At 36.7% G+C, this 20159-nt stretch carries 21 protein-coding genes and 1 pseudogene; 14 read left to right on the top strand and 8 right to left on the bottom strand.

The features are described from left to right. Nucleotides 1-17 precede the first annotated feature (17 nt). The 5 genes from ACHZEU_RS01370 to ACHZEU_RS01390 form a co-directional block, all read right to left on the bottom strand. Nucleotides 18-194, bottom strand: coding sequence for a hypothetical protein (locus ACHZEU_RS01370; RefSeq protein ID WP_197078724.1), 177 nt, complete (start codon nucleotides 192-194; stop codon nucleotides 18-20). A gap of 97 nt (nucleotides 195-291) precedes the next feature. Then, nucleotides 292-1836 (bottom strand): cation acetate symporter, encoded by a 1545-nt coding sequence (locus tag ACHZEU_RS01375; RefSeq protein WP_048393165.1) that lies wholly within the window; start codon nucleotides 1834-1836, stop codon nucleotides 292-294. 8 nt (nucleotides 1837-1844) lie between these two features. Beyond that, nucleotides 1845-2183, bottom strand: a complete 339-nt coding sequence (locus tag ACHZEU_RS01380) for a DUF485 domain-containing protein (RefSeq protein WP_048393058.1) — start codon at nucleotides 2181-2183, stop codon at nucleotides 1845-1847. 481 nt (nucleotides 2184-2664) lie between these two features. After that, entirely contained in the window at nucleotides 2665-4218 is a 1554-nt protein-coding gene (locus tag ACHZEU_RS01385) for a cation acetate symporter (protein ID WP_257960894.1), read from the bottom strand. Beyond that, nucleotides 4219-4554 (bottom strand): DUF485 domain-containing protein, encoded by a 336-nt coding sequence (locus tag ACHZEU_RS01390; protein ID WP_004227946.1) that lies wholly within the window; start codon nucleotides 4552-4554, stop codon nucleotides 4219-4221. Between the two features lie 585 nt (nucleotides 4555-5139). On the opposite strand from ACHZEU_RS01390, the gene ACHZEU_RS01395 reads away from it, so the two are divergent. The 5 genes from ACHZEU_RS01395 (at nucleotide 5140) to ACHZEU_RS01415 (ending at nucleotide 8805) form a co-directional block, all read left to right on the top strand. After that, nucleotides 5140-5736 carry an SCO family protein gene (locus ACHZEU_RS01395; protein WP_004227948.1) on the top strand — a complete coding sequence of 199 codons (597 nt, stop codon included), beginning with the start codon at nucleotides 5140-5142 and terminating at the stop codon, nucleotides 5734-5736. Between the two features lie 189 nt (nucleotides 5737-5925). After that, nucleotides 5926-6261 carry a helix-turn-helix transcriptional regulator gene (locus ACHZEU_RS01400; RefSeq protein ID WP_054550229.1) on the top strand — a complete coding sequence of 112 codons (336 nt, stop codon included), beginning with the start codon at nucleotides 5926-5928 and terminating at the stop codon, nucleotides 6259-6261. A gap of 31 nt (nucleotides 6262-6292) precedes the next feature. After that, nucleotides 6293-7291 (top strand): NADP-dependent oxidoreductase, encoded by a 999-nt coding sequence (locus tag ACHZEU_RS01405; RefSeq protein ID WP_279495120.1) that lies wholly within the window; start codon nucleotides 6293-6295, stop codon nucleotides 7289-7291. A gap of 326 nt (nucleotides 7292-7617) precedes the next feature. Further along, entirely contained in the window at nucleotides 7618-8160 is a 543-nt protein-coding gene (locus ACHZEU_RS01410; RefSeq protein ID WP_066036685.1) for a pyridoxamine 5'-phosphate oxidase family protein, read from the top strand. A gap of 360 nt (nucleotides 8161-8520) precedes the next feature. Next, a complete protein-coding gene (locus tag ACHZEU_RS01415) occupies nucleotides 8521-8805 on the top strand; it encodes a hypothetical protein (RefSeq protein WP_259950213.1) in 285 nt (94 codons plus the stop codon). Nucleotides 8806-9229: 424 nt separating this feature from the next. Here ACHZEU_RS01415 and ACHZEU_RS01420 read toward each other — a convergent pair whose 3' ends face one another. Beyond that, nucleotides 9230-9613, bottom strand: a complete 384-nt coding sequence (locus ACHZEU_RS01420; protein ID WP_004224262.1) for a hypothetical protein — start codon at nucleotides 9611-9613, stop codon at nucleotides 9230-9232. Nucleotides 9614-9793: 180 nt separating this feature from the next. Further along, nucleotides 9794-10336: a DUF402 domain-containing protein gene (locus ACHZEU_RS01425; protein WP_259950211.1), complete on the bottom strand. Its 543-nt coding sequence runs from the start codon at nucleotides 10334-10336 to the stop codon at nucleotides 9794-9796. A 578-nt stretch (nucleotides 10337-10914) separates the two neighbouring features. Between ACHZEU_RS01425 and ACHZEU_RS01430 the strand changes: the two genes are divergently transcribed. The 9 genes and pseudogenes from ACHZEU_RS01430 to ACHZEU_RS01470 all read left to right on the top strand — a co-directional run bounded on the left by ACHZEU_RS01430 (nucleotide 10915) and on the right by ACHZEU_RS01470 (nucleotide 19223). Next, a complete protein-coding gene (locus tag ACHZEU_RS01430; protein WP_237898002.1) occupies nucleotides 10915-12165 on the top strand; it encodes a benzoate/H(+) symporter BenE family transporter in 1251 nt (416 codons plus the stop codon). A 49-nt stretch (nucleotides 12166-12214) separates the two neighbouring features. After that, on the top strand, nucleotides 12215-13456 hold the full coding sequence (gene hemL, locus ACHZEU_RS01435; protein WP_404804561.1) for a glutamate-1-semialdehyde 2,1-aminomutase: 1242 nt from the start codon (nucleotides 12215-12217) through the stop codon (nucleotides 13454-13456). 133 nt (nucleotides 13457-13589) lie between these two features. Continuing rightward, complete coding sequence (locus ACHZEU_RS01440; RefSeq protein WP_066036688.1) at nucleotides 13590-15029, top strand: PLP-dependent aminotransferase family protein; 1440 nt, start codon at nucleotides 13590-13592, stop codon at nucleotides 15027-15029. A gap of 40 nt (nucleotides 15030-15069) precedes the next feature. Continuing rightward, nucleotides 15070-15432: a hypothetical protein gene (locus ACHZEU_RS01445; RefSeq protein ID WP_279495115.1), complete on the top strand. Its 363-nt coding sequence runs from the start codon at nucleotides 15070-15072 to the stop codon at nucleotides 15430-15432. 163 nt (nucleotides 15433-15595) lie between these two features. Then, on the top strand, nucleotides 15596-16096 hold the full coding sequence (locus ACHZEU_RS01450) for a sigma-70 family RNA polymerase sigma factor (RefSeq protein ID WP_279495114.1): 501 nt from the start codon (nucleotides 15596-15598) through the stop codon (nucleotides 16094-16096). Then, nucleotides 16093-17349 (top strand): DUF4179 domain-containing protein, encoded by a 1257-nt coding sequence (locus ACHZEU_RS01455; RefSeq protein WP_279495113.1) that lies wholly within the window; start codon nucleotides 16093-16095, stop codon nucleotides 17347-17349. The genes ACHZEU_RS01450 and ACHZEU_RS01455 overlap by 4 nt, the downstream gene beginning before the upstream one ends. Nucleotides 17350-17616: 267 nt before the next feature. Continuing rightward, nucleotides 17617-18044, top strand: a pseudogene (locus ACHZEU_RS01460) (hypothetical protein). Between the two features lie 57 nt (nucleotides 18045-18101). Then, on the top strand, nucleotides 18102-18398 hold the full coding sequence (locus ACHZEU_RS01465) for a 3-isopropylmalate dehydrogenase (RefSeq protein ID WP_112118590.1): 297 nt from the start codon (nucleotides 18102-18104) through the stop codon (nucleotides 18396-18398). A gap of 72 nt (nucleotides 18399-18470) precedes the next feature. Next, the gene (locus ACHZEU_RS01470; RefSeq protein ID WP_279495110.1) at nucleotides 18471-19223 is read left to right on the top strand and encodes a glucose 1-dehydrogenase; all 753 of its coding nucleotides are present in this window, start codon (nucleotides 18471-18473) and stop codon (nucleotides 19221-19223) included. A gap of 126 nt (nucleotides 19224-19349) precedes the next feature. Here the strand turns inward: ACHZEU_RS01470 and ACHZEU_RS01475 are convergent, their stop codons facing one another. Next, nucleotides 19350-20117: a sulfite exporter TauE/SafE family protein gene (locus ACHZEU_RS01475; protein ID WP_103118187.1), complete on the bottom strand. Its 768-nt coding sequence runs from the start codon at nucleotides 20115-20117 to the stop codon at nucleotides 19350-19352. Nucleotides 20118-20159: the final 42 nt, after the last annotated feature.

Genomic DNA, 20159 nt, shown 5'->3' on the forward strand with positions numbered 1-20159 from the left:
GCAGTATAGGGTACGAGTTATTCGTCCTTATACTGCTTTTTATATTTCGTATAATCATGCTCCAATTTTTCGTTTTTTGTTTTCGTTAGACGTTCATGTGTACTAAAAGAGATAGATTGTCGTTTTTTTTCAACATCTTTACCAACTGTGCGTTTAATGTGCATCCGTTTCTTTTTAGCTTTAGATTGTGACATGAGCATCGCCTCCAATTCATTTTTAATTCTATAGTAGCGAATAGGGAAGAAAAAGTAAAACCTCGTAAGCAAGATACTTACGAGGCTGTCGAGTGTATTAGTGAGATACGTCCTGTACAGAAATACCTGTGTTTGCTTTAACGTCAACTTCACGATACTTCGCATCATCTGTTTCTTTAGAAAGTAATGTGCCGATGAAACCACCAAGGAAACCAAGTGGTACAGAGATTAAGGCTGGGTTCGTTAACATAATTAAAGGATCACCAACGAAAATTGCCTTACCTTCAACTGGATTCCAAACGTTTGGAGACATAGCAACTAATACTAACGCAGAGATTAAACCTGTTAACATCGCAGTAACAGCACCCGCTGTATTAAAGCGTTTCCAATAAATTGTGTAGATGATAACTGGAAGGTTAGCAGATCCAGCGATACAGAATGCTAAAGATACTAAGAATGCAACGTTTAATGTTTGTGCACCAAGTGCTAATAGGATAGAAATAACAGCGATTGTAATCGAACCGATACGAGCTGCAAGAACTTGCTCTTTTTCTGTAATTTTACCCTTTTTGATAATTTGTCCATAAATATCATGAGATAGGGCAGATGCACCAGAAAGTACAAGACCTGCTACTACCGCTAAAATTGTTGCAAATGCTACTGCACAAACGAATGAGAATAGAATGTCGCCACCAAGTGCTTCTGCAAGAAGTGGGGCAGCCATGTTACCAGCAGCGTTTGCTGCGATAATATCTTCTTTCCCAACGAATGCTGCTGCACCGAAGCCTAAGAAAATTGTTAGAACGTAGAAGATACCTACGATCCAAGTAGCCCAAATAACAGATGAACGAGCTGTTTTCGCGTCTTTTACTGTGAAGAAACGCATTAAGATATGTGGAAGACCCGCAGTACCTAATACTAACGCAATTAACATAGAGATTGTATCAAGTCCATTTGTATATTTAAGACCTGGGTTTAAATAAGCAGCTCCACTATCAGTAACCGTTGTCATTTCTTTAAACATTGTAGAGATACTGAAGCCGAACTCTTTTAATACTAAGAACGAAATAATAACTGTACCCAACATTAAAAGACAAGCTTTAATAATTTGTACCCAAGATGTTGCTGTCATACCACCGAATAGTACGTAAGTAGTCATCATGAATCCTACGATTAATACGGCGATCCAATAGTCGATTCCTAAAAGTAATTGAATAAGTGCTCCTGCACCAACTAGTTGTGCAATCATGTAGAATAAAACAATTGTAATAGTGCTTAAAGCAGCTGTTCCACGGACTTTGGCGTTATCAAAACGCGCTGTAATCATGTCAGCTAATGTAAATTTCCCAAGGTTACGTAATGGCTCAGCAACGATATATAATACCACTAAGTAAGCTACTAAATAACCAATAGAGAAGAAGAATCCATCAAATCCAAATAATGCTACAGCACCAGCGATACCCAAGAAGGATGCTGCTGATAAGTAGTCACCAGCGATAGCTAGTCCATTTTGCCAGCCTGTTAAGCCACCACCAGCAGTATAGAAATCACTTGCTGAAGATGTACGTTTAGATGCCCACCATGTAATAACTAATGTTAAACCAACAATGGCTACGAAGAAGAATATGGCTGTAAGACTCATTCCGTTACTCATCGGCGGCCACCTCCGTTCTCGTATTCAGCGATAATCGCTTTTGCTTCTCTATCGAAGCTGTTTGCCTTTGCTACATATAAATGACATAACCCCCATGTCATGATGAAAAGACCTGCTGCATAGATCCACACCCAAGTAATTTCCCCAAATGCCTTTTGGTGTAGAATTGTCGTGTACGATGTCAGAATTGGTAACAACATGTATGCCGATAAAAATATGGCAGTCATTGACCAAAGAAAAGAGTTCTTTCTTCGTACAAGAGACTTAAATGATTCTTGATTTGCAATTGAATCATAGTCAATCACGATACCTTTTTTTGCTTGATTGTTCGCCATTAACATTCCCCATTTTGTGTATATTTTTTCTACCTCAAGACTTGATTTTGCTAGTTTAGTGAATTCACATTTTCATTTTATGTAACAGTTCACAAAATTGCAATACATTTCAGAAAAATTATGTAAAAAAAATTTTTCAGAAAATACTCCTAAGAGAGAAAAAATGGCGCAAAGCCAAGAATATAAAGGGTTTTAGAAAATTCAGATAAATAAATGAAGTGAAGAGAAATCTAGATTCTTAACAAAAAATGAAGGGTAAATTTACAAAAAAATCTTGTTTTTTCAATTGAAAATAAACACTATTTACCTAGTGAAAATTGGATTTTTTCTGTTTTTTGGAAGTGAAATAATATTGTTCGATAAATAAATTGGTAGATATTGAATAACAAAAAAGGCGAAAAACTCGACCAAAAATCGAATTTTTTGCCTATTTTTTTGCATTTTTTGAATTGAGATTCATTATGCAGGAGGTGTATAAATATTAATGTGAAATATCAGAGACAGACACGCCTGTATTTGCTTTCACACGAATTTCTTTATAAATACGTTCTGCTTCTTCCTGTGGCACTTTGTTAGATGAAAGAACAGTACCTAAGTATCCAGCAATAAAGCCTAATGGAATTGTAATAATCGCTGGAACAGCAAGTGGCACAAGTGGTTGTCCAACAAAGATAGCCGCACCTTCAACAGGGCTCCACACATTTGGTCCCATTGCTCCTAAAATTAAACATGATACTAACCCCGTTACCATCGCAGTTACAGCACCTGTAGAATTAAATTTCTTCCAATAGATTGTATAAAGGATTACAGGTAGGTTTGCAGACGCACCGATACAAAAGGCGAATGATACTAGGAATGAAACGTTTAAGCTTTGTGCAAACAGAGCGAGAATTATAGACACGATCGCAATCGAGATAGAGCCTGTACGAGCTGCTACTACCTGTTGCTTCTCTGTTAATTTACCACCCTTAATGATTTCTCCATAAATATCATGAGAAATGGCTGAAGCCCCTGTTAGTACTAAACCAGAAACAACGGCTAAAATAGTCGCAAATGCCACTGCGCCGATAAATGCCATCAATACATCTCCACCTAAGTAGTGCGCAAGAAGCGGAGCAGCTGTATTACCAGCCTTACTTTCAGCAAGAATCTGATCTAAACCTACAAAGTTTAATGCACCGAACCCTAAGAAAATTGTTAATGAAAAGAAAATAGCTGTAATCCAAGTTGTCCAAGAAATAGAGGAACGTGCTGTTTTTGCATCCTTTACAGTAAAGAAACGCATTAAAATATGTGGTAAACCAGATGTTCCTAAAACTAAAGCCATCATCATCGAAACGGAGTCGATTGTGCTTGTATACTTAATTCCAGGTACAAGGAACTTTTCGCCATGATCTACTGCAATTGTGTCGAACATCTTCATAAGAGAGAAGTCAAATTTCATTAACACTAAAACCGCTAATAAACCTGTCCCGAATAATAATAGACTTGCTTTAATGATTTGCACCCAAGAAGTCGCTGTCATACCACCAAACAATACATAAGTTGTCATCATAACACCGACAATTAAAACGGCAATCCAATACTCAATACCGAATAATAGCTTAATCAATGCACCAGCACCAACTAGCTGTGCAATCATATAAAGAATTACGATAATAATGGTACCAGACGCTGCCACACCACGAATTCGCTTTTCATTGAAACGAGCCGTTAACATATCTGCTAACGTGTAGCGGCCTAAGTTTCGCATTGGCTCAGCAATGACATAAAGCAGCACTAAATTCGCTACTACATAGCCTACAGAAAAGAAAAAACCATCAAAGCCAGTTAAGGCAATTGCACCAGACACCCCAAGAAAGGCTGCCGCAGATAAATAGTCACCAGCAATCGCAAAGCCGTTTTGCCACCCCTTTAAACCACCACCAGCAGTGTAAAAATCAGCCGCAGAAGATGTACGCTTTGCTGCAATATAGGTAACAACAAGTGTTAAGCCAACAATAGCTAAAAAGAAACCTATAGATACGATATTCATTTATTTTCCACCTTTCGCCTGGTACTCTGCAAGAACAGCAGCTGCAGCTTTATCGAATGAAGCAGCTTTTTTTACATATACTGTACAAAGCACAATGGTCATGATAAATAATCCTGCAGAATAAACCCATACACCCGTAATATTTCCGAAGAATTTTTGTTGTAGTACAGGCTGGAAAGCAAGAATCGGAAGCAGGATATAAAGAATTAAAAACACTGCTGTAATCGAGAAAAGAAAGGTGTTTTTCTTTTTTACAAAGCTATTAAACGATTCCATTGCTTCAATTGCATGATAATCAATTGATTGGGCCTGTTTTTTGCTTGAAACATTCGCCATTATTATTCCCCCTAAAGTTATATATTTCTGTTTTAAACGACATATTTCTTTTTCGTTCGTCGTTATATTCATTTATTTTATGGGGGAGAATCCTATAATGCAATACTAAATTTTGAGTTTTTATAATTTTTAGTCACTTCTGTTTTGTGGAAATAACATAGAAATAATAAGGATTTATTAGAAAAATTCTGTTTAAAAGAGCGTGCAGTTTTCTGATGAAATAATATTGTTAAAATAGTTTGTTGTTGATAAAAATGAATGTAGGAGAAAATACAAACATAAAAGAGAATTTTCTGTATTTTATTATTCTGCTATTAAATTCCATGGGAGCTTGTTAAGTAGAAAAAAATTGTTATATAACAATTATCTGAGGTTTTGGGAAATAACGAAAATGATAAAAAAAAGCTATGAAAAAATTTTTAAAAAGGATGTGTCATTTGGAAGAATTAGTGAGGAGGAATTCCAGAATCAGTTAATGTTCACATGTTATACAAATAGCCATCTGGGTGTAAGTCCATTATCTTGTGTTTAGCTTCTATAATGAATAAAATAAGGTGATGAAATGAAGGGAAGTGGGCACCACTAATGACAAAGAAAAGTATATTGCTAGTTTTAGTTCTAGCATTTAGTAGCATTCTAGCTGCTTGCGGTAGTTACAAGTTTGAACCAACATTAAATCTCGAGGTTCAAGATTTCACAGTAACAAATCAAAAAAATGAACAAGTGACCCTAGATGATCTTAAAGGTAAGCCTTGGCTAGCCATGTTTATTTTTACAAACTGTACGACAATCTGTCCACCCATGACATTTAATATGACAGAAGTTCAACAAGCACTACAGGATGAAGGCCTTGAAGATTATCAAATTGTGGCATTTAGCGTCGATCCAGAAGTGGATAAGCCTGATGTTTTAACAAATTACTTAAATACGTATAATGTTGTAGATGAAAGCAAATGGCAGCTACTAACTGGCTATCAACAAAAATTCATTGAACAATTTGCACGTAAATCATTTAATTCATTAGTTAAAAACGATCCTAACTCAGACCAAGTCATACATATGTCGAGCTATTATTTAGTAAACGCAGACGGCACAGTTGTAAAAGACTATGATGGCGCGACAAACGTACCAGTTGAAACAATCGTTGGAGATATGAAGGCTCTTATTAAGGAGAGCAAATAACACAGAAGTCCATGTGACTTCTGTGTTTTTTTATGGAAAGAGGGGAAAGTAAGATGTACGCCTTTAAAAATCATTCGTCTCGATTTACTTTCCCAATATTGCAGCGAATACGGCAATATTATATCGTTGTATGCAGCAACGGTTCATTAACTTAAACTATTCAACTGATTAGTAAGAGGAGGGATTTTAATGAATAAACAGGACCAGCTTAACTTGATTAAGGACGACTTTATAAATTCTCAAAAGGTACTATTAGCAATTGGTGATGAAACCAGACAAGCTATTTTAATGGTATTAATGAGCACAGATTGTCAAACGGGATTGCGTGTAGGTGAAATCACAGAACAAACACATCTATCTCGACCAGCTGTGTCACATCATCTTAAGATTTTGCGAGATGCTGGTGTTATTTTAATGCGCAAAGAAGGTACAAAAAACTTTTACTATATAGATATACGGACAAAACTAGGTTCGTTAAAAAATCTGGTGTTGGATATTGAGACGTTGTTAACGGAATTTTATTGACAATATAGTAGGTTATCTGGAGGAATGAACGATGAAAGCAATGGTGATCGATCAATATGGCAAAGCTCCAATGCACATGGCAGAATTGCCTACACCTGAAATTGATGAATATGAGGTACTTGCTGAAATCCATGCAGCAAGTATTAATCCGATTGATTTTAAAATCCGTGATGGGAAAGTAAAGCTGTTAATCCACTATAAAATGCCACTGATCCTTGGAAATGATTTTTCAGGGGTCGTCGTAAAGGTTGGCGAAAAAGTGACGCGCTTTAAAGTAGGAGATGAAATTTATGCACGTCCAAGGAAGAGTAAAATTGGTACTTTTGCGGAATATATCTCGATTCATGAAGATGACATAGCCCTAAAGCCTAAAAATTTGAGCTTTGAGGAAGCTGCATCAATCCCACTGGTTGGCTTAACGTCATACCAAGCTTTACATGACATCATGCAATTACAAAAAGGTCAAAAGATTTTAATTCATGCTGGCTCTGGTGGTGTAGGTACCTTTGCTATACAACTAGCAAAGGTAATGGGCGCCTCAGTGGCAACAACGGCTAGCGAAGCTGGTGCAAACTTAGTTACATCTTTGGGTGTAGATAAAGTGATTAATTATAAGAAAGAAAACTTTGAAGCTATACTGAAAAATTATGATGCAGTCTTTGATACGCTTGGAGGAAAGACCTTAGAAAAATCTTTCGAGATTATCAAGGATGGTGGAAAAATTGTCTCCGTATCAGGCACGCCGAATGCTCGTTTCGCCAAAGAATATGGTTCAGGATTTTTCAAAACATTATTATTTTCAGCAGCAAGTCATAAACTGACCTCACTTGAAAAGAAATATCATGCTCAATATTCCTTCTTATTTATGAAACCAAGTGGCGATCAATTACGCATAATCGCCGATTTAATTGAATCTGGTAAAATCAAACCAGTCATTGATAGAACTTTTTCATTTGAAGATGCTCAAAAGGCGATGGAACATGCGGAGTCAGGTAGAGCAAAAGGGAAGATTATCGTAAAAATGAAATAGCCTTTATATTGTATTTTGTTTGTAATAACCGCAAACCTCAAGGCTTCTCCTTTTATAGGATAGATGTAGCCCAATATTGAGATGAGCGATGGTTCACCACTTGCGTTCTTTGAAGGTAAATATAGCAAAGTTAGTCAGCCAATAAGTTTATAATTACCTATCTCCTAAACAATAGAAACCATCGTTTGAGCATTATTTGTTCGAACGGTGGTTTTGTCTTTGGTTCAAGTTGGAAAATGGATTGCTTAATTGCTGTAATTATGGACGTTTTTATTCAATCCAAAGGTTGATAAAATCACATCATACTACAAGTAGGAGTGATATCAATGGATAAGGTACGTTATAAAGTAAGAGAAGTGTTGGATAAGAACAAAATTGAGGCATTTTTGCAGCAAGCTCGCATTGGGCATTTGGGTATGGCTGATGGTCATTTGCCGTATGTTGTCCCCCTTAATTTTGTGTGGACAAATGGAGTGCTTTATTTCCATGGAGCCACTGGCGGGAGACGAAATCAAGTGATGGAAGAGAATCCAGAGGTTTGCTTTACGGTTTGTGATGAATATGGAACCATTACAAATCCAGTACCTGCAAAGACGGACACGGCTTATATGAGTGTCATGGTTTTTGGCAAGGCTCAGCCTATTTTCGATTTGGATGAAGCGACACATATGTTGCAAGAGATGATAAATAAATATGTACCTGGTTACTATAATCGCCCCTTATCCCAGCAACACGTGGACAAATATCGATCAGCCGTTTTCGGAGGGCCTGTTCAAGTTTACCGTATTGATCCTCAACATATTACCGCGAAAGAAAATCCAATTGCCTTAGGGGAGATGTTCAATATTGAGAAAATCCCACATACATAGTATTGGTTTTCAGAAATTAGTACATCAAATCACTGCAAGCACCACTAACTCTAGTCAGATGTAGCTTTGGAATAAAGATGGATTAACAAATAGCTCTTAATCCTTATCTAATAGCAACATCAAAAACTCCATTTTGAAAAATTGATCAAAATGGAGTTACTCTCTTTAGATAAGTATGAGATTTTTATAAAAAAGTTTGATCATTTTTCAGCTATGTTGTTCCACAATTGCGCCCGATTGTTGAATAACGAGTGCCATTACAAGGTTATGATCTGCAATACTCACAATAGTCGCTTAGGGAACTTTATTATTCCATTTTATGTCTATATTGAAAATTGAAAGTTTAATGGGGGCATCATTATGTGGGTCATATTAGGTCTTATCGCAATAATAGCAACTTTTATTAACCTTTATATGTATGCAACAGGCAAAGACTACAAGCTTGCGATGGCAATGGGATTATCATTTACAGCATTAACGCTATGTGCAGAAAATAGTCTAATAGCTAATTGGGTAAAAGTAGAAGATTGGACAGCTTTATTGGATGTTGTACCTACTATGGAAAAGTCGTTATGGATACTTACAATTATTTCCATCCTACTTAATATAACACCGATACTTTTAGATTGTAAAAAGAAAAAATAAATTCCCTAAATGAATTCAATGGTTTTAGTAGATGCACATAGCGAAAAGTTTATCGATTTATTTGCAGTATTTAATTAAGCAGGGGCTATACAACTCTATACAAAAAAACGTTTCCAGTTTGGGCATACACCAAAAAGGCACGAATGTTGTTAAATAAACATTTGTGCCTTTTCGATAGAACAATTAATTATACAGTTTTCTATACATATGGCATAAACAGTTGAAGTAGCAGCGTTTATACTTGCGGAGCTTGTTCAAAAATTTGCATAAAAACTTGAATAGCATTTCTTATCGTCAAAAGTGTTATTCAACAATATGGCCCTTTAATGGCAACGAGCGCTGAATCTTTGTTACAGAATTGCGCCCGAGTGTTGAATATTGAATGAAATGATAACCAACCTTCAGTCATCTTTCTCTATATATTTTATTTCGCATCAGAATTGAATCGTATTAACGTTAAAATTGAGAACAATGGGAAAATCAAATATATAGACATAAAACCACCAAGAGTAAAGAACCAAATATCAATGCAACCCACCAAAATTAAACCGATAACATTTGTTAGAACAAAAGAAAGTATTTTGTTTTTTATTCTATTAGTTAAATAAATTTCAATAGGGACTACAAGGATAATAGTAAATAAATAGATTCCTAAATAGAGCAGTACAGAAAGCAGTATTTTCTCAGCCGTCGAAGGAGGCATTATATCCGATTGGAATATTCTCTCGATAAACACGATACTTAATGTGGTAACTAATGCTACTATTATCGGGAAAAAAAGTATCTTTGCTATAGAAATCTTTCTCATTCAGTCACCTCTTTTGTTTATTATAATCCAGTCTTTAAGATGACGGCTAACCTAAATTTCTTTAAAGGCGTTATTCCACAATCTGGCCCGATTGATGAACGTTTGTTGAACATCCTTTTTTTAATAGCCCCTAAAGTAAACCTCAAACTTTTATTTGGTAATGAAATATTAAAGCATGATTTATTCATGAATCTTACCTAATAAGTAGTCTCGATGCTTCAAACTTAAATCAAAGTATTTAAAAGTACCTTCGTGTATTTGTTTCAACACTTGATAAAAAACTCGATAGGCAAAATCGTATTGTGATTTTGTAATCCAATTATTGTGTAGAGCCTCTTCTAATTCATCTTTATCTTTTTCAATGATTTCTCCAGTTCGTAATACAACAATATCTAAAAATAAGTCCAACATATAGGGTTCTCCATTCTCAACGCCATTTTCATATGTGATATCTATGTACCACTGAATAATTTCTCCATTTTCATTAAACATTGATGTAATAGCGAAATTTTCATTGAGTGGTAGTTGTTGTAACCATAAGTAATTGTTATCAACAATACAAAGCTTTTTAATTAAATATTCAGTTATTAATGGTTCTTTTACTTCATTCATTTTTATAAGAGCAATAAATCCGTTAAAATCTTTGTGATTTATCTGCTCTAAAGAATAGTCGCGTTTTATAATTCTAGTCCAATCGTTTCTATGTAAAAACCGCTTTTTCAAAAGATAATCGCTCCTCAATTAATGTTATTGGTAAATTATAACATACTAGTGAGTTTAAAATATATATAACATATCCGTAGAGTTTTGCACCATTGCAAAAAAATGTTATTCAACAATCTGGCCCGTTTGTTGACAAATCCTGCATATCAACACAGGATTTTTTTATCAAACTTAATATGAATGATCAATCTTTGTTTTTAACGATTAATCATTTTTATAAAACTCCTTAGAGGTTATTTTATTGTACCTAATTTTATGGACTGCTAAAATTCGCAATTTTGGATGTTTTTTATCAATCCGTATTACGTTATGCTAAGACCGTTCATTTATTAGCAAGGAGGGGAAGTGCTACTGTTTAGTTCAGGTAGATTGACATTTTATCAAATAGCGGCAAGTAAGGCGTTACTTGGAATCAAGCAAATTGAAATTTTACTGGAATGACACGTTACATATAGAGGGCTAATGACAATAGGAAAACGATATTCCACAAGGGAACAGTCCTTAAAGGACGAGAATACGTGATGAATTCCTAGTATGAAGAAGAGATTAAAATAATTTGTAGAAAGGTAGGAAAGTGTATGAACTCAACATCCGTTTCACTGAATGTACGTGATTTCCTGTCGCCCACCATCGCTGCTTTTATATCTGTCTTAGTTAACTATGGGGGCACTTTTATCCTGGTGTTTCAGGCTGCCAAGGTTGCTGGTCTAAGTCCAGAAATGACTGCATCATGGATATGGTCGATTTCCATTGGTGTGGGGGTAACGGGTATCTGGCTAAGTTACCGGTATCGTGAACCCATTATTACAGCTTGGTCAACACCAGGCGTGGCGTTTCTTGTTTCGGCTTTAGCTGTTACCCCATATGCTGAAGCCATTGGAGCTTATATTATTTCTGCAATAGCATTTGTTTTGTTAGGTTTATCAGGTATGTTCGAACGTTTTGTCCAACTTATTCCTCCAGGTATTGCTTCAGGTCTACTGGCAGGTATTTTATTACAATTTGGTATTTCAGCCTTTGGTGGTGCGAAAGTGGAACCTTTACTTGTCATCGTCCTGTTTACTACGTATATCGTATTAAGAAGGTTTACATCTCGCTATGCAATTGTCGGTATTCTAGTCATTGGCTTGATTTATTTAATAAGTATGGGGCAGGTAGATTTCAGCCATATCGAGTTAGCCTTCGCGTCTCCTGTATTTGTTACGCCAACATTTTCTCTACATGCATTATTGGGTGTTGCTTTGCCGCTTTTTATTATTACCTTAACAGGACAGTACATGCCAGGCATGCTAGTGTTGCGAAATGATGGATTTAAAACGAGTGCCAATCCGATTTTGGTTGTAACAGGATTGGGATCACTCCTGACAGCACCCTTTGGATCACATGCTTTTAACATAGCAGCAATTACAGCAGCCATCTGTACGGGGAAGGACGCTCATGAGGATTCAAGAAAACGTTATATTGCAGGTATTGTCTGTGGCATTTTTTATATAATTGTCGGAATTTTTGGGGTAACATTGGCTGCATTGTTTTTAATTCTCCCAGCTACGTTCATTGCAACATTAGCGGGATTAGCGTTGCTAGGCACAATTGGTAGTAGCCTTGCCAATGCTTTAACAAATCCTGTTGGACGCGAAACAGCACTCATTACTTTTTTGGCAACAGCCGCAAATGTTACTTTACTTGGAGTTGGCGGTGCATTTTGGGGACTTGTAGCTGGTTTGGGCGCACATTTATTAATGAATGTTCCATTGCTCAGAAAACAGCATAGCATAAATGAGGGACAACAAATTAGAAAAGATAATATCACTACGAAAGGTGGTTTTTAACATCGATACGACGAAATCAATAGAAGCCTTCGAAATAGCAAAAAAGCTTATGCCTGGTGGGGTAAATAGCCCAGTGAGAGCATTTCAATCAGTTGGGATGGAGCCAATTTTTATGAGTCACGGGAAAGGCTCAAAGGTATATGATATTGATGGCAATAGCTATATAGATTATGTTCTATCTTGGGGGCCATTAATTCATGGACATGCAGATAAGGAGGTTTCAGAAGCACTTCTTGAAGCCATCAATAGAGGGACAAGTTTTGGATTGCCAACTTTACAAGAAAATAAGCTAGCAACATTAGTATGTACTCGCATACCTTCCATAGAGAAGATTCGAATGGTTAATTCGGGTACAGAAGCGACAATGAGCGCCATTAGACTAGCTAGAGGCTTTACAGGCAAAGACATCATTGTGAAATTTGATGGAAACTATCATGGGCACAGTGATCATCTATTAGTAAAGGCAGGCTCAGGTATTGCCACATTCAGCCTTCCTGATAGTCTTGGTGTGCCTTTAGAGATCACTAAGCATACAATCTCCATACCTTATAATAATATCGAAGTCCTGAAAAAGATCTTTGATAAATATGGCTCACAAATAGCAGCAGTCATCGTAGAACCGTTTGCAGGCAATATGGCGGGAATACCAGCTAACCCTGAATTTCTTCAAGCAATACGTTCTTTCACTACAAAGTATGGTGGACTATTTATACTCGATGAGGTCATGACTGGTTTTCGTATAGATTACCACTCTGCTCAAGGGCTTTATAACATAAAACCAGACTTAACATGTTTAGGAAAGATCATTGGTGGAGGGATGCCTGTTGGAGCATATGGTGGAAAAAAAGAAATCATGAATCACATTGCACCTGAAGGTAGTATTTATCAGGCTGGAACCTTATCGGGTAATCCAATCGCTATGGTAGCAGGGTATACCACAATCAATAAATTAAATCATAACAGTTATACGTATATCGAAGCGTTAGCAGAGCGGCTTATTCAAGGCTTATCAAAAGTAGCTCATAACAATCATATTCCACTTAAAACAACGAAAGCTGGGACAATGATTGGCTACGCATTCATCGATCATCCCTTACAAAATTTTGATGATGCTCAAAAAATAGATGCTGAGATGTTTCGCCGTTTTTATAAAGAAATGCTTAAACAGGGTATACTTCTACCTCCTTCTCAATATGAAAGCATATTTATCTCGACTGCTCATTCCATACATGATATTGATAGAACGATTCATGCTGCAGATGTAGCCTTTAAAAGGATGTCGTGTAATTAGATGATGCAAAGTGGACTACAAACATCCTATATCTATAAAATGATCGATTTGATAGTATAATAATTATTGACTGTACAAAACTATTAATTTTCGCATATTTTAACAATCTCTATTCTAACTGGAAGTGAATTGAATGTTACAAGTTAACCGAGACGATAAAAATCCTATATGGCAACAGTTACTTGACCAAGCTATTCATCATATTACAACAGGCAAATGGCCACCAGGGGAGTTACTTCCTCCATCCCGAGAACTCGCCTTATTAGTAGGTGTTTCACGCTCAACCATACAAATTGTTTATGAGGAATTATTTAGTCGAGGGTATACTGTGACAAATTGGCGTGGAGGAACAAGAGTAAGTGAATGGGGGTTTAAAACCAACTTGGCAGAAGAGGTGATTCCTCAAGGACCATCTACGCCAACATTACCTTTATTAAACGTGGCAGTTGATGAATTAAACAGTTGGTTTAGAGGCAAAGAAAATGGAAACGTCGCAATCGATTTTTGTCCCCATGAGCCGTATTTGGACGAGCATTTCCGAAAAACTTGGCGACAATCGTTTTTACAGGCTTCAGCAGAAACAGATCTGACCAATTGGGGCTATGGCGATGCCTACGGTTTCACACCGCTCCGTGAACAGATTCAACGTTACCTGACATTTGAAAGAGGTGTACATGTAGAGATTGACCAAATCATCTTAACCTCTGGCGCACAGCATAGCATCGATCTGATTGCCCAAGCCCTTCTTAAGGAAGGAGAAACGGTTTCTGTGGAAGATCCAGGCTTTCCTGCAGCCTGGATGACCATGAAATATCGGCGTATGAATGTTGTTGCTGTACCCGTGGATGAGTATGGCGTACAAGTAGAGCAGATTGATCCACAAACCAAGCTTATTTTTGTTACACCTTCTCACCAATGTGCGGTTGGTGTCATAATGTCTGAGCCACGCAAACAACAATTGCTGCAAAAATCCGCGAAAAATCAATTCTGGATTGTAGAAGATGATTATGATGGTGAGTTTAGGTATCGAGGTGGCCCGCTTCCTACCTTGTTTAGCCAACAACCTCACAACACATTATATATGATGAGTTTTTCTAAAATGGTTGCTCCTGGCATACGAATATCGGCTGTTATCGGCCCCAAAGATGCTATTCGCCAGCTTGCGCAAGTACAACAATTAACCTATCGGCATCTTCCCATTATGGAGCAATTAACGCTTGCTCATTTTATTGAGCACGGTCATTTTATGCGTCATATGAGGAGAGCCAGAAATGTCTATCGACGTAGACATGAAGCGATGACAAAGGCAATTATGGCGACAGGACTAGCCGAACGTTTCAAGCTAAGTGGCATTGAAACGGGTTTGCATATGCTTCTTGAGGCGGAAGAATCGTTTGATGAAGAAGCAATGACGAACCTCGCACTCGAAAATGGGATACGTGTTTATCCACTGAGCAAGTACTGCTTAGAAAATAATCGAAAAGGATGGGTACTAGGCTTTGCTAAAATTGATGAGCAAGCCATTGAGGAAGGCATTTTTCGTCTTGCAAAGATCCTCTTGCAAGAAACGTAATCATTAGCCGGGCATAAAGGGAATTGGGGGTTGCGATACTATGCCATACATTCATGAGTTTGGAATCATTGCTTGTATAGAAAAAGACAAGGAGTATGCTGCTTATGAACCTGAAAAATACAATTGCATTGGTGTAGATGGTGACCTCTTTGATGAACTGCTTTCTAAGGATTTTGGCAAAAAAATACATCACCTCGAAACTTTTGCACACAACACAAATAGGCCATTTAAAAGTCTCGCCTATTGGGGGATAACCTTGATACCACCAAGCTCTCATAAACAATTTTTAAATATGGTGAGTGAAGCCAATGTCGAGTACCAATCTGCAGAACTTGAAGAATTAATCAAAAAAATAGCTGATGCAATAAAACAAGATAAATGGATGATTCATTATGGTGTTTAATTTTTACCAATACATACAGGTAAGGGGAAGAGGCGATTGTTCAATTAGAGCAATCGCTTCTTATTATTAATGGGGAGATGAATGACAGTTCCCTGAAAAGTTTCAAAAATTTTGAACGAAATGCAACAATGTTGAGTCTAATGAGAGAAGGAGGCGAAAAAGGATGAAATTTGAATTAGAGCAGCGTGCTATACGTGGAGATCAAGAAGCGATACTTTCACTGATTGAAATGGATGAGGATATTTTATATCGCATGGCCTTTACATATATGAAAAATGAGCAAGATGCTATGGACGTGATGCAGGAGCTTGTTTACAAGGCACTCAAAAAAATGCATACCGTTCAACAGCACGAATATGCCAGAACATGGCTTGTGCGCGTCTTAATCAATTGCAGTAAAGACCATTTACGAAAACGTCCGCCAACTGTTCAAATTGAGGAACACCATTTATCTGAATGGGTCATTTATTCAGATATGGAGAGATTATTGGAACATTTATCTTTGTCAGAGCAGCAACTCGTCTATATGAAGTATTTCCAGCAATTAAAAAATAAAGAAATTGCTGAGCTCAATCAAATTCCTGAGGGTACTGTGAAATCGAAGCTTCATCACATTTTAAAGAAGCTTAGAAGCTTTGCTAGAGAGAAGGAGGACTGGCTATGAGTAAACCATTAATTGACGTTCCAAAGGAGAAACTGCAACAAGTTCGCATGAACATGTTTCGAAAGGTTCAACGAGAAAAAAGAAGAAAGAAGCGTATTGTTTCGGTTGCATGCATCTCCATACTTTGCTTAAGTCTTCTCTTTTCAATTCGCGTTTCGCCAACGATTGCTAGCCAAGTTGCCAAAATACCCGGTTTTCAAGCAATTGTAACAGCGATTGCAATAGATAAAGGAATAAAAGATATTGTAGACCATGAATACTATGAAGCAATCAATGTGACGCAATCTAGAAAAGGTCTAGCACTTACATTGCAGGGCGTGATTGCCGACAATTTAGGATTTGTCCTGTTCTATGACGCTGATGCCTCATTTGATATTTCAAAATTAAACTTAGAGAAAGTTCAATTGTTTCAAGGAGATGAGGAGATTGAATGCGGCTGTACGTTTACCATGAATGCTAGCAATCAAACATACATCTCTTCATCAGTGAAATATAGTTTTTTAAAGCCTATCGCCTATACTTCCAAGGATTTTAAAGCAGTTTTTCACTTTCATGATGAAGAGAAAGGTAACATTGTAATATCTTTACCGTTTTCACTGAAAAACGAGATCGCAAAGGAGAAAATTTTTACTGCAAATCGTACGATCGATGTCAATGGGCAGAAATTTACGATTACACAAATTCGCCGTTCGCCATTAAAAGTGGCACTCGATATTGAGGTAGCCAAAGATAATACAATGCAACTATTAGCGCTAGATGATGTTGCCATCATGACAGAAAGCGGTGAACGTAGAGAAAGTATTAGAAATGACATTTCAACAGACGGGAATATTCGCGATGGCAAATTTACGCTCTATTTGCAAAGTAATTATTTCGATGATCCAGCGTCATTGACGGTTATGATTGGCGCCGTTCAAGCTGTGCCAAAGGGTGAGGATTTTATCGAAGTTGATTTTGGCACAAAAGAGATAATCACGAAGCCTACTTATTTTAAGGGGGACATTTCAATAGTGCAGCAAAGCGTAGCAGTTAAGATGAAAAAAAATAATGAAGGCAAATTATTAATGCTCTCTGACGCCATAAAAGAAGATGGCACGCCATTAGAATTCAAAAGTTTGACTATTTCAAGGGACGAGCAGTATGTAGTGGAGACATCACAATTTGAAGAATATAATGGAAAAGCTAAGCTATATTTAAACTATTACCCTAATCCAATTGGTGAAAATATTGAAGTAAACATTCCATTGCAATAAAATGCAGCAGCTGTTCAAAAAGACGAACCTTTTTGAATAGCTGTTTTGCTATTTTGACTGCAAGGGTTGGGGGCTTCTTTTTTGAACAACTTGATAGATGATAGATTAAAGAGGCACTTGATTTAGTCATAACAGGGGTAACGATATGTTTAGATTCGAAGCGGTTATCTTTTCTAGAATTAGTTACATAGCTAGCTCTTTTTTCTTTTTGAACTTACAATGGTTGTAGAGCGATGATGGTATAATTACTTTAAACGGAGGTGGAAAATGGACTCTTTAGAATTAAACAAATCAAAATATATGGTCTCTAATATCAAAGACATTTTGCATAATAAGCTTATTCTTGCAAAACCGTTGACTAAAGATGACATCAATAAAATAAACCTAGTCAATCCCCCTGTATACAATAAAGAAAAGTATCTTATTCAGGAACAGTGGTAGCGGAAAGAATTTTCGATGAACTCCATTTACATATAAGCTGCGCATTGGCGTATTTACATAAGTTTTTTCCTAATCAAGAAATAAACAGCTATTATTTATCCACAATAAGCTTTGGAAATATGGCTAACTTTGATAGTTATATATTTTCAGGCTTTAGTTTAGCTTTTATTTATGAGGGTCACTTTGAGTTTCAGTATAAAGTGAAATTTAAAGAAAATGGTTGGCCTATTGGTTTTGAGGGAGGACCACTTTAATTCAAGGGGAAGAAATAGTTATCCCATGACAAAATCGTTTTGAAAAGAGGGAGTTGAATGGAAGGTTTTTTCTTCATACTGATAGGCTTTTTGATTGTTACCGCAAATGTGATTGGGTTTGTATTCTATAAAAAAAAGAAAAATCTATATAATGCTGCTTTTATCATTTTACTACTGGCAGGTGTATTTGGTGGACTAGGAAGTGTATTAGCACTAATTATTATTCGTGATCCCTTTGCGTTATTCTATGGATTGAACATTGCCTATTATTTACTCATTAATAGTTTGATTGTATTTATTCTGGCGATTTTAGTTACGATCATTAAAAAATATACTAGTAGTAGAACCATATAATTAACTATCGTGGTACGTGAGCATTGAGTTGTTTATGAACGAATTACTATTAAAAACGTTAGGTGGGACGCTATGCATAACTTGTTAGGAAAGGTTATTCTTATCACAGGTGCAAGCTCAGGTATTGGATTTGCCACGGCTGAGCTAGTGGCAAAACACGGGGCTAAAGTAATTATCAATTATCATACAAATGTGGAAGGTGCCAACGAAGCTGTCCAACGAATTCAAGAACAAGGTGGAGACGCCATTGCTATTCAAGCTAATATTGTGAATAAAGAAGAAGTGAACGCAATGATTGAGCAGGCTATTTCTACATTCGGCACGATTGATGTTTTAGTGAATAACGCTGGAGGCGGCATCCGTCAAAGTACTTTTATGGAGATGAGTGAAGAGCTATGGGAAGAAACATTCAAGCTAAATGTCAATAGTGTGCTCTTATGCTCTCAAGCTGTATTAATACATATGATTCCGAAGAAATGCGGAAAAATTATTAATGTCTCTTCTGCAGCTGCACGTATTGGTGGGGCAGGGGAAAGTATTCATTATGCATCTGCTAAGGGAGCTATCAATACAATGACGATTGGTATGTCCAGAGAATTAATTGAATATGGAATTATCGTGAACGGGGTAGCGCCTGGAATGGTCGAAACACCCTTTCACGATAAATTTGCTCCTGGTGACAATCGGCTAGAACGGATGGCTTCCGCTGTACCAATTAAACGAGCTGCAGCGCCTAAAGAGATAGCAGAAGTAATTGCCTTCCTTTCTTCTGATGCCTCAAATTACATCCTTGGAGAAATTATACATGTGAGTGGCGGTAGATAAATAAAAAATAGGTAAATTATTATTGTTTTCGTCTATTATACTAACAGTCGTAAATTGCGGATTCTAAACAAGCTCTACCATAGATGTCCTTAAATTTTGGGGCAAAAAAGGTAGGACTTGTTTCGCTTATTTTATTAAATCCGACACTACTTGAACAATTAAGAACAAAAAAACGATTGGTAAAATAATTTGAATCCATTTTGTTTGGATATACGGAATGATCTTTAAACCTAAGAAAGAGCCAGCAATAGAGCCAAGTGACACAGGGATAGCAATTCCCCAATTAACAATGCCAGTAAAGTAATAAAAGAGAAAAGCACCTGTACAGCTTGATAACGAGAGCATTCTCGTTAACTCGACTGCTTTTAAATAATGGTATTGTTTTTTCAAGAAATAGGTTATATTCATTAGAGCTGAGCCTGGTCCAAAACCACCGTCATATATGGAAATTACAAATGGAATAAGCTTGTTCAAGGGTTGTTCCTCTGTTTCTTTTACATCTTTGACAATCCATTTATTACTGCAAAGGACAATCAGAAATGCAAAAATTAAGCTTATACAAGCGACGATATTCATGATTTGTTCTGATAAGAGGATTGCGAATAATGCCCCAAATACTCCACCTATACTAGCAACAAACATGAAAGAAAAATACTTTTTTACAGATAAATGTCCTTTTATGACAAATGAAACAACATTTGATAGGGCTGATAAGCCTGTCGCAAATTTATTAACAGCAACGGTTGTATGAATTGGAATGCCGACGAGCAACAATGAAGGCATCAAAATAAAGCCTGCTGCACCAAAAAGAACGCCTATTATGGCTGCGAGTAAACCAATTGTAAATAAAATAACTCCTTTTACTGTTAACCATTCATGTAGTAAAATTTCCATTCAATCACCTCAATACTTAAATTACTGGTAAACTATACATAA

Origin of the sequence: Lysinibacillus sp. S1, assembly GCF_044986265.1 — a bacterium.
GTDB classification, from domain to species: Bacteria; Bacillota; Bacilli; order Bacillales_A; family Planococcaceae; genus Lysinibacillus; species Lysinibacillus capsici.